The sequence below is a fragment of the Paenarthrobacter sp. DKR-5 genome, from assembly GCF_018531425.1.
GTDB lineage: Bacteria > Actinomycetota > Actinomycetes > Actinomycetales > Micrococcaceae > DKR-5.
The window spans coordinates 504727-517622 of record NZ_JAHBOI010000001.1; the positions used below are offsets into that span (position 1 = coordinate 504727).

The 12896-nt window shown below is 65.6% G+C and carries 12 protein-coding genes; 5 read left to right on the forward strand and 7 right to left on the reverse strand.

The genetic code is table 11. The annotated features are described in order from the left end of the window. Nucleotides 1-15 precede the first annotated feature (15 nt). Nucleotides 16-441 carry an aspartate 1-decarboxylase gene (gene panD, locus KIH31_RS02495; RefSeq protein ID WP_214425463.1) on the forward strand — a complete coding sequence of 142 codons (426 nt, stop codon included), beginning with the start codon at nucleotides 16-18 and terminating at the stop codon, nucleotides 439-441. 15 nt (nucleotides 442-456) lie between these two features. On the opposite strand, the gene KIH31_RS02500 is transcribed toward panD, so the two are convergent. The 5 genes from KIH31_RS02500 to KIH31_RS02520 form a co-directional block, all read right to left on the reverse strand. After that, nucleotides 457-1302 (reverse strand): NAD(P)-dependent oxidoreductase, encoded by an 846-nt coding sequence (locus KIH31_RS02500; protein ID WP_214425464.1) that lies wholly within the window; start codon nucleotides 1300-1302, stop codon nucleotides 457-459. 104 nt (nucleotides 1303-1406) lie between these two features. Continuing rightward, nucleotides 1407-2948, reverse strand: coding sequence for an alpha-N-arabinofuranosidase (locus tag KIH31_RS02505; RefSeq protein WP_214425465.1), 1542 nt, complete (start codon nucleotides 2946-2948; stop codon nucleotides 1407-1409). Nucleotides 2949-2983: 35 nt separating this feature from the next. After that, nucleotides 2984-4495 (reverse strand): alpha-N-arabinofuranosidase, encoded by a 1512-nt coding sequence (locus tag KIH31_RS02510; RefSeq protein ID WP_214425466.1) that lies wholly within the window; start codon nucleotides 4493-4495, stop codon nucleotides 2984-2986. A 10-nt stretch (nucleotides 4496-4505) separates the two neighbouring features. Continuing rightward, a complete protein-coding gene (locus KIH31_RS02515) occupies nucleotides 4506-5402 on the reverse strand; it encodes a carbohydrate ABC transporter permease (protein WP_214425467.1) in 897 nt (298 codons plus the stop codon). Next, a complete protein-coding gene (locus KIH31_RS02520) occupies nucleotides 5399-6256 on the reverse strand; it encodes a sugar ABC transporter permease (protein WP_307857506.1) in 858 nt (285 codons plus the stop codon). Before KIH31_RS02520 ends, KIH31_RS02515 begins: the two co-directional genes overlap by 4 nt. Between KIH31_RS02520 and KIH31_RS02525 the strand changes: the two genes are divergently transcribed. Beyond that, a complete protein-coding gene (locus tag KIH31_RS02525; RefSeq protein ID WP_214425678.1) occupies nucleotides 6240-6377 on the forward strand; it encodes a hypothetical protein in 138 nt (45 codons plus the stop codon). The two genes, KIH31_RS02520 and KIH31_RS02525, sit on opposite strands and share 17 nt — an antisense overlap. A gap of 91 nt (nucleotides 6378-6468) precedes the next feature. On the opposite strand, the gene KIH31_RS02530 is transcribed toward KIH31_RS02525, so the two are convergent. Together KIH31_RS02530 and KIH31_RS02535 are read right to left on the reverse strand one after the other, a co-directional pair. Further along, nucleotides 6469-7818 carry an extracellular solute-binding protein gene (locus KIH31_RS02530; protein WP_214425468.1) on the reverse strand — a complete coding sequence of 450 codons (1350 nt, stop codon included), beginning with the start codon at nucleotides 7816-7818 and terminating at the stop codon, nucleotides 6469-6471. A gap of 203 nt (nucleotides 7819-8021) precedes the next feature. Continuing rightward, nucleotides 8022-9035, reverse strand: a complete 1014-nt coding sequence (locus KIH31_RS02535) for a LacI family DNA-binding transcriptional regulator (protein ID WP_214425469.1) — start codon at nucleotides 9033-9035, stop codon at nucleotides 8022-8024. A 168-nt stretch (nucleotides 9036-9203) separates the two neighbouring features. On the opposite strand from KIH31_RS02535, the gene KIH31_RS02540 reads away from it, so the two are divergent. From KIH31_RS02540 to KIH31_RS02550, 3 genes are all read left to right on the forward strand, one after another. After that, on the forward strand, nucleotides 9204-10127 hold the full coding sequence (locus KIH31_RS02540; protein ID WP_214425470.1) for an AEC family transporter: 924 nt from the start codon (nucleotides 9204-9206) through the stop codon (nucleotides 10125-10127). Nucleotides 10128-10213: 86 nt separating this feature from the next. After that, nucleotides 10214-11806 (forward strand): helicase HerA-like domain-containing protein, encoded by a 1593-nt coding sequence (locus tag KIH31_RS02545; protein ID WP_214425471.1) that lies wholly within the window; start codon nucleotides 10214-10216, stop codon nucleotides 11804-11806. Nucleotides 11807-11874: 68 nt separating this feature from the next. Beyond that, nucleotides 11875-12864 carry a hypothetical protein gene (locus tag KIH31_RS02550; RefSeq protein WP_214425472.1) on the forward strand — a complete coding sequence of 330 codons (990 nt, stop codon included), beginning with the start codon at nucleotides 11875-11877 and terminating at the stop codon, nucleotides 12862-12864. Nucleotides 12865-12896 lie beyond the last annotated feature (32 nt).

Below are 12896 nucleotides of genomic sequence, written 5' to 3' on the forward strand. Positions count from 1 at the left end.
TAAACTGGAGTCGTTATGAATCGAACAATGTTCAAGTCCAAAATCCACCGTGCCACCGTCACCCATGCGGACCTGCACTACGTGGGGTCAGTCACCGTCGACGAGGACCTGCTGGACGCCGCCGATATTCTCCCCGGCGAGCTCGTCTCGATTGTGGACATCACCAACGGCGCCCGGCTGGAGACCTACACCATTGCCGGCGAGCGCGGCTCGGGCGTGCTGGGCATCAACGGCGCCGCAGCCCACCTCGTCCACGAAGGGGATCTGGTCATCCTGATCACCTACGCTTCAATGAGTACCGCGGAGGCAAAGGACTACGTGCCCACAGTGGTCCACGTCGACGAGCGCAACCGCATCGTGAGCCTGGGCGACGACCCGGCCGAGGCACTGACCCCGGGCGTCATCACTCCCCCGTTCGCTACCCTCAAGCACTCCGGCTAGGCCAGTCCGGCAGGTTCAGTAGTCGTTGGGCAGGTTGTCCCGCCACGAATGCTCCGGCCGGTACCCCAGAATGTCGGCTGCTGCGCCGATCTCCAGCAGGGTTTCGTTGCCCCTGAGTTCGCGCGTGATCCGGACCCGCGGAAAGACCTCGGCCATCAGGTCCGCCGACGGGCGTTCCATGATGGTGTCCGCCGCGGCGATGATGAAGTTCTGCGAGCCGTGCGTGTCCGCCTCCAGCGCGAGCCGGAACGCCTGCGCGACGTCGCGGACGTCCACATAGCCCCAGAGATTCCACCGCCGCAGCTCGGCGTGGTGCTGGAAGCCGGGTACGCGGGCATAATCCGCGCCGCTGAAGATGTTCGAAAGGCGCAGCCCCACGAAAGGGATCCCGGACCATTCACAGACGTGGTGCGCCGTCTGCTCGCCCAGCACCTTCGAGAGCGCGTAGGTACTCGTGGGATGCGGAAAGTGGGCCTCGTCGATCGGCGCGAACAACGGGTCGACGTCGAACGGCAGTCCCAGCGTCGTCTCCGAGGATGCCCACGCCACGCGGTGCAGCTTCAGGTGCGCCGCGGCGAGGAAAACGTTGGAGTTCATCGCGGTGTTCCGGTTGATCGTCACGGCCGGCGGGTAGAGTCCGTCGGCCGGGATGTTCGCCAGATGCACCACAGCGTCCGCCCCCGCCAGCGCCTCCACTGCCTGGCCGTAGTCGGTGAGGTCTGCCCGCAGGAAGCTGCACCCCGGCGGTTCGGACGGAGCGTTCAGGTCCGAGGCGAGGACGTCGTAGCCATGCGCGAGCAGGTCCGCCACCACCGCTCGCCCGGCCTTGCCTGCGGCACCGGTAACGGCAACGGTCTTCATCTGCGCTCCTAGAGGTCGGCACGTGCTGAGCTAGCGTCCTCTAAAACGGTAGGGCCGCAGGGACGGAAACAACACGGTCTTCCGTCCCTGCGGCCCTTGCAGCTTCAGTTCTTGGCCACGTCCAGTTCGATCACGGCCCAGGACAGCGCCGGCAGGCTGGCCCGGAGCTCGCCGCCCTCGGCCTTCACGCCGTCGAGCGCCTGCAGGCCCACGCTGTTCTGCCCGGATTCGGTGTTGGTGAGGAAACGGTCCTTGCCGTCGGGTACCTGCAGCACCTCGGCACGGACCACCTGCCGCGCGTCGAACCCGCGGAGCGCCACCTCGACGTCGGCTGCGTCCTCAAGGCCGCGGTTGGCCAGGAACAGGGCCAGCCTGCCGGTCTCCTCGTTCCACGTCGCGGAGACGTCCACCAGGTCGGTGCTGCCGAAGCGCGCATTGTCGTACTGGTCCGAATCAACCGACAGCCGCAGGATCTGCCCGGTGGCCAGCTCCGCCATCCGCGCGAACGGGTGGAAAATGGTCTGCCGCCAGGCAGGACCGTTCTCCTCGCTCAGGATGGGGGCGATCACGTTCACCAGTTGGGCCTGGTTGGCGATCTTAACCCGGTCCCCGTGGCGCAGCAGGGAGTTCAGCAGCGTGCCGACGACGACGGCGTCCGTAACGTTGTAGTTGTCCTCGATGAGCCGCGGGTGTTCCCGCCACTTGCCGGCAGCCGTGATCTGCGCGAGCTGATCCTCGGTGTCGCGTCCGCGCTGGTACCAGACGTTCCACTCGTCGAAGGAGAGGTTGATGTGCTTCTTGTGCTTGCCCTTGGCCCGGACCGCGTCCGCCGTGGCAACCACGGATTCGATGAAGTAGTCCATGTCCACCGCGCTGGCGAGGAAGCTCTCCGCGTCGCCGTTGTGCTCCTGGTAGTAGGCGTGCAGCGAGACGTAGTCGACGACGTCGTAGGTGTGGGTGAGGACCGTCTGCTCCCAGGCGCCGAAGGTGGGCATGCGCGAATTGGAGCTGCCGCAGGCGACCAGTTCGATGCCCGGATCCACCAGGCGCATGGCCTTCGCTGCCTCCTGGGCGATGCGGCCGTACTCGTCCGCTGTCTTGTGGCCGATCTGCCACGGTCCGTCCATCTCGTTGCCCAGGCACCACAGCTTGATGTTGAACGGATCCTTGTGGCCGTTCTTCGCCCGCAAGTCCGACAGCTCGGTTCCGCCGGGATGGTTGGCGTATTCAACGATGCTGCGTGCCGCGTCCACGCCACGCGTACCGAGGTTGATCGCTTCCATCACCTCCACTCCGGCCTTGCGGGACCAGTCGACGAATTCATGCAGGCCGAAGGCATTGGTTTCAATCGTGTGCCAGGCACCGTCGATCCGGCGGGGACGGCTTTCCTGCGGGCCGATACCGTCTTCCCAGTTGTAGCCCGAGACGAAATTGCCTCCCGGGTAACGGACGACGGTGGCACCGAGCTCCTTTACGAGCCTGAGCACGTCCTGGCGGAACCCGTGTTCATCCGCTTCGGGATGGCCCGGTTCGTAGATGCCGGTGTAGACGCAGCGGCCCATATGCTCCACGAAGGAGCCGAAAAGGCGGCGCGGTACTTCACCGATGGTGAAGTCGCGGTCAAGCGTGATGCGTGCGCGGGACATGGTGGATCCTCCTTCAATGACGTTTCATCAAGTGTTCAGCCCAGGCTCAAGGCCGTCCAGGAGACCGGCGGAAGCGTGACGGTGACCGAACCGTCCCGCACCTCGGCGCTCTTGTTCCGGGACAGGCCGACCCGTTCGGGCTCCTCCAGCGTGTTCTTCGCGTAGAAGTCGGCATCGGAGAGCGTCTGCGCGTCCAGCAGGATCACGCCCTCCAGGGCGCCCAGGTCCACGGTGATGGTGGCTTCCTCGTCCTGCGACCGGTTGACGAGGAACACCGACGTCGTGCCCCTGTCGGCGTCGTGCGTGGCCACCGCGTCAATCAGCGGGACCGTGCCGTAGACGGCGGTGTCGTAGCCGGGCGACTCCAGTTTGGTGGCCAGCACCTCGCCCGCTGCCAGGCGGGAGGTCAGCGCAAACGGGAAGAAGGTGGTCTGCCGCCAGGCCGGGCCGCCAGGCTCGGTCATAATCGGGGCGATGACGTTAACCAGCTGGGCCAGGGAGGCGGAGGTGACCCGGTCCGCGTGCTTAAGCAGCGAGATCAGCAGGTTGCCGAAGACGACGGCGTCCGCCACCGAATAGACGTCCTCGAGCAGCCGCGGGGCGACCGGCCAGTTGTCCAGGCCCTGGATCTTGTCGACCTTTTCGAACCTCTCGAGGTACCAGACGTTCCACTCGTCGAACGAGATGTTGATCGTCTTGTCGCTGCCGTTGACAGCCTTCACGTGGTCCGCCGTGGCCACCACCGACTCGATGAACCTGTCCATGTCCACGGCGGAGGCCAGGAAGGACGCGAGGTCACCGTTCTTTTCCTCGTAGTAGGCGTGGCAGGAGATGTAGTCCACGTCCTCGTAGGTGTGCGTGAGCACCTCGCGCTCCCATTCGCCGAAGGTGGGCATGTGTGCACCGGAGGAGCCGCAGGCGACCAGTTCCACCGAGGGATCCATCTGGCGCATTGCCTTGGCGGTCTGCGAGGCGATCTTGCCGTAGTCCTCCGCTGAACGGTGGCCCAGCTGCCACGGCCCGTCCATCTCGTTGCCCAGGCACCACATCTTGATGCCGAACGGCTCGGCGCGGCCGTTCGCCGCGCGCTGCTCGGAGAGCGCCGTCCCGGAGCGGATGTTGGAGTACTCGAGCAGGTCCAGTGCCTCCAAGGTTCCGCGGGTGCCCAGATTCACCGCGAGCATGAGTTCGCTCCCGACCTTCTCCAGCCAGCTGCCGAACTCGTGCAGGCCGACTTCGTTGGTCTCGGTGGAGTGCCAGGCCAGGTCGAGCCGGCGCGGACGCTCTCCGCGGGGGCCGACGCTGTCCTCCCAGCGGAAGCCGGAGACGAAGTTGCCGCCCGGGTAGCGGACCGTGGAGACCCCGAGTTCCTTGACGAGTTCGATGACGTCCTTCCGGAAGCCTTCAGCGTCGGCAGCGGCATGGCCGGGCTCGTAGATACCGTCATACACGCAGCGTCCGAGGTGCTCGACGAACGAGCCGAACAGGCGACGGTTGACGGGGCCGACCGCGAAATGCGGGTCGATCGTGAGGCGTGCGGTAACCATGGTGATCTTTCTACTTGAGGCTGCCGAGGGAGAGGCCGCCCTGCCAGTACTTCTGCAGGGTCAGGAAGGCCACCACCAGCGGGATGATCGAAACGAGGGAGCCGATGATGATCAGGCTCCAGAGCGAGTGGCCGCCGCCGTTGTTGCCGGAAGCAAGCTGCTCCCACAGCCCGATGCCCACGGTCAGCGGGTAGAGCCTTGACGTGGAGAGCATGGCCAGCGGAAGGAAGTAGTTGTTCCAGGTCCCGACGACGGAGAGCAGCAGGACCGTCACGACGGCCGGCCGGAGCAGCGGCAGCGAGACCTGGAAGAACATCCGGTACTCGCCGGCGCCGTCCACGCGGGCGGCGTCGAGCAGTTCGTCGGGCACGGCGTCGGCGGTGTAAACGCGCATGAGGTACACCCCGAACGGGCTGAGCAGGGAGGGCAGGATCACGGCCCAGACGGTGTCCGTGAGCTTGAGGTTGGAGAGCAGGATGAATGTGGGGATGACCAGCGCGGTCAACGGGACCATGACCGAACCGAGCAGCAGGGCGAAGGCGAAGTTCCGGCCACGGAACCTGTATTTCGCGAAGCCGTAGCCGGCCAGCACCGAGATTGCGGTGGCGCCGAGGCCGCCGCTGAGGGCATACAGGAAGGAGTTGCCCAGCCAGTGCAGGTATTCGCCGCCGTTGTAGGTGAACAGGTCCTGCAGGTTCGCCACCAGGTTGAAGTTGCTGTCGAACCACAGCGCGCCGGCGGAACCGGAGAACAGGCCGTGGGCGTCTTTGGTGCTGGCCACAATCAGCCACCAGATGGGGACCAGGAAGTAAAGCACCAGGACCGCAAGGAACAGATGGGCAACGACATTCCGCCGCGGCCGGGGCCGGCGGGCCAGCTCCGGCGCAGTAGTGGTCAAGGCGCTCATGACAGGGAACTCCCTCGCTTGCGGGTGGCGAACATGAAGACGTAGACGGCGATGAAGACGATGATGCCGAGGGCGAACGAGATCGCGGAGGCGTAGTTGAACTGGGCGTAGCTGAACGCGAGGTTGTAGGCGTAAATGTTCGGAGTGAAGTCCGGGGTGATGCTGCCGTTGGCGATCGGCGCAAGGATCTGGGGTTCGGAGAAGAACTGCAGCGTGCCGATCAGGGCGAAGACCAGGATCAGCACCATGGCAGAGGACACCATGGGCACCTTGATCCGGAGCGCGATCTGCCAGACGTTCGCGCCGTCGATCCGGGCTGCCTCGTAGAGCGTGGGATCAATGCCCTGGAGCGCGGCGTAGATGATGATCATGTAGTACCCGGCCCACTGCCAGGTGACCGCGTTGAGCAGGCCGTAGAACACGTTGTCCTGGCTGAGCAGGAACGGTGCCTGGGCGTGCACGAGCGAGGCGATCTGCTGCAGGGGGCCGAACGTGGGGCTGTAGAGGAAGCCCCACATCAGCGCGCCGATTACCGCGGGGATCGCGTACGGCAGGAAGATCATCAGCCGGGAGAACCGGGCCAGCCGGGTGGTGAGGCTGTCCAGGACGAGGGCCGCCCCGAGGGACACCGCCATCTGCACCGGGATCAGCACCAGGGAGAACCTGAGCACGAACCAGACGCCCTTGAGGAACGACGGGTCGCTGAAGGCCCGCACGTAGTTGTCCAGGCCGCTGAACTTCGTGCCGGTGGCGAGTCCCTTCGTGAAGAGGCTCAAGTAGAGCGCGTACGCCAGCGGGGCGAGGAGGAAGGCAACGAAGACGACGGCGAAGGGGGCTATGAAAACCCATCCCACCCGCGCCCTGCGCGCCACCATCTTCTCGCTCCCCGATGCTGCCTTCCGGCGGGGCGACGGGGGTGCCCCCGCCGGCGCGGCGACGGCGGGGGGCGCCGACGTCGTCGTCATTGACCCGTGATCTGCCATGGTCTTTCCTGCATTTCCTTGTCGAGGTGTCCCTGCCGGCCCGGACCGTGCGCGTTGCAGCGCACGGCCCGGGAGCTGTCCGGCTACTTGACGGTGAAGCCCTGGCTCTTGGCGTAGGTCACCATGGTGTTCTGCAGCTCGGTCGCTGCCTGCTCGCCAGTGATCTGGCCCGCGTTGATCTTGACGGTCTCCGCCTGCAGCTGCGCGTAGTAGTAGACCGTGAACGGGCTGTAGCTGAAGCCCTTATAGGCCTTCTCCGCGGGGATGTAGATGTCCTTGTTGGCCGTCTGGCCGCCGAAGAAGTCCACATGGTTGCCGATGAACTCCTTGGAATTCAGCACACCCTGGTTCAGCGGGAAGATAGTCTGCGTCTTCCAGCCGTCCGTGAGCGAGGCGTCATCGGCGTAGAGCCCCTTGGCGACCTCCGCTGCGAGCTTCTGGTCCTTGGCCTGGGTGGTCACCGCGAAGGTGGAACCGCCCCAGTTGACCGAGACGGGGCTGCTCTTGTCCCACTGCGGGAGCGGGGCGACGGCGAACTGGCCCTTCTCGCTGCCCTTGCCCACGCCGGCACCGGTCAGGTAACCCGGGGCCCATGCCGCGGAAACGTAGGTGGCGTACTTGCCGCCGACGACGCCGGAGATGTAGTCCGTGGTGAACTGGTCCTGTTTGCCGACCAACCCCTTCTTGGACAGTTCGGCCCAGTAGTTGAGGACGTCCTTGGCCGGCTGGCTGTCCAGGTTGATGGAGATGTTCTTCTGGTCCGCCAGGTCGTATGTGAACGGAACCGCACCCTTCTGGGCCATCAGCGCGGTGAGCCACGCCGGCACATTGCTGCCGAGGTCGCCGAAGACGGGGCCGCCGGCATCCTTGACCTTCTGCGCCGCGGCCTCGTATTCGGCCCAGGTGGTGGGCGGGGTGATGTTGTACTTCTCGAAGATGTCCTTGCGGTAGATCATCGCCATTGGGCCGCCGTCGACGGGGATCGCATAGACGGCGTCGCCCTGGGAGACGTCCTTCCAGGCACCGGCGCTGAAGTTCTTCTTCACGTCGTTGGCGCCGAACTTGCTCAGGTCCACGAGCGCATTCTGGATTTCGTAGCCGGTCAGGTGGTCGGCCTCGAGCATGATCACGTCGGGCGCACCCTTGCCGGCCTCGATTGCGGTCTGGAACTTGGCGTACTCCGGGGAGCCCTGGCCCGCGACGGACCAGCAGACCTGCACATCGGTGTGCGCGTTGTTGAAGTTGTCCACGACCTTGTTCATGTTCGGATACCAGGCCCAGACGGAGACCTTCGGGGCATCCTGGTGGACGATCTTGTTGGTGCAGTTCTGGGCGGTGTCCGCCGAGGCATTGTCACCGCCGCCGCTGCAGCCCGCCAGCGTGGCCGCCAGCGCCGTGGCTGAAAGCGCTGCAACAAGTGCTTTCTTTCTCACTGTGTTCCCTTCGGTGGAGTTTCTGTAGGACTTCGTTGTCGGACAATCAGCTGCCGCTGCGGCAGGGGGAGATCAGCGTTGTGAACGCTAACAATGGCACCGGAACGATGTGTACATCGTTGTAGGTAATCGTTGTAGACCTATCTTGGTGAGAGCCACATCACAATGTCAAGGGTTGTCTGTAAAAAGGCCGGAGGCGCAGGTCAGTGCGCTGCAGTCCCCGTGGACTCCCGCGGAACGAGGCGGAATTGCGCTTCGTGCTCGCGCGGGGGGATGCCGCCGCTTTCGATCCGCTCCAGCAGCATGCGCACTGCGGTTTCGGCGATCTCCTCCCGCCCTGGATCGATAGTGGAAAGAGTAGGAAGGGTGTAGCGGGTCTCGTCGATGTCATCGAATCCGATGAGGGCGACATCCTCAGGAATGCGGCGCCCGGCCTCCTGGAGCACCCGCATCGCTCCGAGCGCGATCACGTCGTTGAACGCAACGACGCCGTCGAAGTCGAGCCCGGAGTCGAGCACCCCCCGCATGGCGGCCGCCCCGTCCGCACGGTGCCAGCTCTGCACGTTGACGGCGAGCGCTTCGTCATAGGAAAGGCCGCGGGCCTCGAGGGCGCGCCGGTAGCCGGCCAGACGCAACCCTGCCGAACCGATCACCTCGTTGGGGTGCGTACCGAAGGCCAGGACCCTGCTCCTGCCCAGCGAGAGCAAATGCTCCGTGGCCGCCTCGGCACCCTCAGTGTTGCGCATCGTTACGTGGTCCGTGGGCCCGTTGAAAATCCGCTCACCGAGCAGCACCATCGGCGTCGGGATCTCGATCAGAGCTGCATCCTCCTGGCCGAGGCCCAGGACGCTGTAGAGCACGCCGTCCACCATGCGCATCCGCGGTCCGTGCAGGATTTCCAGCTCCCGCTCCCGCTTGCCGCCGCTCTGCTCGATAATCACCACGAGGCCGTGCTTGGCCGCAGCGCGCATGACGGCGTCGGCAAGTTCCGCGAAGTAGGCGTTTTTGAGGTCCGGGATAATGAGGCTGATGACGCCGGTCCGCCCCGAGCGCAGGCCGCGGGCCGAGAGGTTGGGCTGGTAACCGAGCTCCTCGATCGACTTCAGCACCCGCTCACGCGTGTCCGGGCGGATGTAGGGGTAATTGTTGATGACGTTGGAGACCGTCTTAATCGACACCCCCGCGGCAACCGCCACTTCGCGCATCGTGATGGCCATGGCACCCCTTCTTTCGTGCCTGCCCCGCTGGCGGCATTGCTTGAATGGACAACTCTACAACGTTGGAAAGTTGAGCGGAACTGCCCTCGGCCCCGCGCGGCCTGCGGCCCGTCCGGCTGCTGTGGCAATTAGGGTAATGAGCATGACAAAACCGTCCAACAAATTCGCATGATCGGAGTCATCACCGGCTTTTCCGTCATCTGGGCCGTCATCCTGGGCGGGTACGTCATCGGCCGTTACAACCTGCTCGGCCACCATGCGCCCGTGGTGCTCAGCCGGCTCGTTTACTTCGTTGGCACGCCGGCGCTGATGCTGGTCAATCTGAGCCGGACCGACGTGCATGCAGTCTTCTCCTCCTCACTGGTTGTGGCGGCCGTCAGCGCAATCGCCTCTGCCGGGCTTTACCTGCTTATCGCCCGCGTGTTCTGGAGGCGCTCCGGGATCAGCGCCGTCGTCGGCTCCATGGGCGCCTCGCTGGTGAACGCCTCCAATTTGGGAATTCCGATCGCGGTCTACGTCCTAGGGAGTGCCTCGTTCGCTGCGCCCGTGCTGATTTTCCAGCTCGCCTTCTTCACCCCGTTGTTCTTTACCCTGATGGACGTTACGGCCAGCGGCCGGCCGGCTTCCTTGCGCGGCGTGGGGCGGCAGCTCGCGCGCAACCCGATCCTGATTGCCTCGCTGCTGGGCCTGACGCTCGCCATCACCGGCTGGCACCCGCCGGATCTCGTGCTGGAACCGTTCCAACTCCTGGGCGGCGTGGCGGTGCCCGGCGCCTTGCTCGCGTTCGGTGTGTCGATGTACGGCTCAAAGGTGCTTGAGGCCGGTGACTCCCGGCCCGATGTGCTGCTGGCCGCGATCTCGAAGCTCGTCTTCCAGCCGCTCGCGGCCTTCCTCGCCGGCCACTACCTGCTCGGGCTGGAGGGTCACGCACTCTTCTCCGTCGTCGTCATGGCAGGCCTTCCGAGCGCTCAGAATGTGTTTGTCGCGGCGGCCCGGTTCGAAAGCGGCGTCGCGATGGCCAAGGACATCGTATTGATCACCACGGTCGTCGCCATTCCGGCTCTGATGGGGGTCGCTGCGCTGCTCGCCTGAGCAGCCCCCGACTTCCTGCGGCCGGACCTTTCTGCGCGCAGATTTTTCCTGCGGCCAGGCCGGGGCGCCGTGTGTACGCTAACGGCATGGCGAACAACGCAACCAACGCCGCGGAGAAGCTCGCAGCGATCCAGCAGGGCTACACGTTCACGGGAGCCACGATCGAGCTCGGCGTCGCGGTGGTGGACGGCGAAGCGCACCCGGACGCCGGGGTCCGGCTGCCGTTGGCCATGATGAACCGGCACGGGCTCGTGGCCGGGGCGACCGGCACGGGCAAGACCGTCACCCTGCACATGATTGCCGAGCAGCTGTCCACCGCCGGCGTGCCGGTCTTCCTTGCCGATATCAAGGGGGACCTGACAGGGCTGGCCACGCCGGGGACCGCGAGCGAGAAGCTCATGGCGCGGGCGCAGAGCCTCGGCCAGGAGTGGTCCGCCATGAATTTCCCGGTGGAGTTCCTCTCCCTCGGCGGCGACGGCAACGGCGTCCCGGTCCGGGCCACGATCAGCTCCTTCGGCCCCATCCTGCTCTCGCGCATCCTGGAGTTGAACGAGACCCAGGAATCGAGCCTGCAGCTCATTTTCCACTTCGCCGACACCAAGGGCCTGGAGCTTTACGATCTCAAGGACCTGCGCGCGGTGATTAGCTACCTCACCTCGGAGCAGGGCAAGCCGGAACTGGAGGCGCTCGGCGGTCTTTCCAAGGCGACGGCGGGTGTGATCCTTCGGGAGCTCATCACCCTTGAGGCGCAGGGCATGGAGAAGTTCTTCGGCATGCCCGAGTTCGACTCCAGCGAGCTGATCCGCACGGCACCGGACGGCCGAGGCGTCATCTCCTGCCTGGAGCTTCCGACGCTGCAGGACAAGCCGCTGCTGTTCTCGACTTTCCTGATGTGGCTGCTCGCGGACCTGTTCCACGATCTGCCGGAGGTCGGCGACGCGGACAAGCCGAAACTGGTGTTCTTCCTGGATGAGGCCCATCTGCTGTTCAACGGCGCCTCAAAGGCGTTCCTCACGGCCATCACCCAGACCGTCCGGCTCATCCGCTCCAAGGGTGTGGGCATCTTCTTCGTGACGCAGACCCCCAAGGACGTGCCGGCCGATGTGCTTGCCCAGCTGGCCAACCGCGTCCAGCATGCCCTGCGCGCCTTCACCCCCGACGACGCCAAGGCCCTGAAGGCGACCGTGTCCACCTTCCCGGTGAGCGGATACGACCTCGAAGAGGTCCTGACCTCCATGGGCATCGGTGAAGCGGTTGTCACCGTGATGAACGAGAAAGGCGCTCCGACGCCGGTCGCCTGGACCCGGCTGCGGGCCCCGGAATCGCTGATGGGCCCCAGCGCCGAGGACCTGGTGAAGGGGACCGCCGCCAACTCGGCCCTGCTGCCCAAGTACGGGACCGCCGTCGACCCGGTCTCGGCGTTCGAGAAGCTCGCGGCGCCGGCCGTGCCTCCCACCGGCCCGGCGGCCCCGCCGCCCCCGCCTGCTCCGCCACTTCCACCGGCGCCCGCACCCACCCAGGGACCCGTTGGCGGCGGCATGGCAGGCGAGATCGCGGACGTGCTCGGCGGCGCGGTGGGCGGAGGTCTGCGGAGCATGGCACGGTCCATGGGCACCCAGCTTGGACGCGAACTGCTGCGCGGAATGTTCGGCACCGCGCCGCGCCGCAGGAGGCGCTGACCCCCTCCCCCGGGCTCCCGTTGCTCGTCACGGGAAAGGGATTGCGGCTGCCAGCAGGTAACGTAGATATGGTGCAGACGAGCCCCGCCCTCATTAAGATCGCAGCCGCCTGGCTCCTCGGTCTGATGCTCGCCATCGCCGCCGCGGTCATCGCCATTGTGGTCATCAACAACACCGTGGCCGGCCCGCAGCAGCCAGTCCGGGACTACCTCCAGGCGCTCAGGGACGGCGACGGATCCAAAGCCCTCGGCCTGCTCCACGCCAAGGTCCCCCGGGCCAACGCGGCCATGCTGGACGGATCCGCCCTGAAGAAGTCGGCGGAACGCATCAGCGACGTGAAACTGGGCAGCCCGCAGCAGCAGCCCGACGGACAGTCCAAAGTCACGGTGTCGTACACCATCGACGGAAGCCAGCTCAGCTCCGACTTCTTCCTCCAGCGCACCGGCACCGACTGGCTCTTCTTCAGCCGCTGGTCCATGGTCCCGACCACGCTGCCCACCCTCAACGTCTCCGTGGTCAACGAGAGCCAGGCCTCGCTCAACGGCGTGCCGGTCAGCATGCCGTCCGGCAGCAACTCCTTCAGCGTCTTCTACCCGGGCGAATTCCAAGGCTCCTACGAGGGGACGTTCTTCAAAGCCGACCCCTCCCGCGCCACGGTGACGGGCCCGCAGTCCCCGTCCGAGCCCCTTGCCATCGCGACCAAGGCAACCCCGGCCCTCGTGCAGCAGGTCGACAGCCGGATCCATGAATTCCTGGACGGGTGCGCCAAGCAGCAGGTCCTCCAGCCGGCGGGCTGCCCGTTCTACTTCAGCACCAACAACCGCATCATCGCGCCGGTCCAGTGGAGCATCGCCCAGTACCCGAAAGTCACGATCGATCCCTACAACGGCAAGTGGGTCATCGCTCCGCTGGCCGGCAAAGCGCAGCTCTCCACCAAGCAGATGGACCTGTTCACCGGGGCTGTCTCAGATCTGAAGCCGCTGCAGAACTTCAACTTCACTGCCCGGCTCGACGTCAGCGGTTCGGCCATCACCGTCACGCCCGTCGTCGACTACTGATCGAAACGCGGTCACTCGCCTCCGAGGGGAAG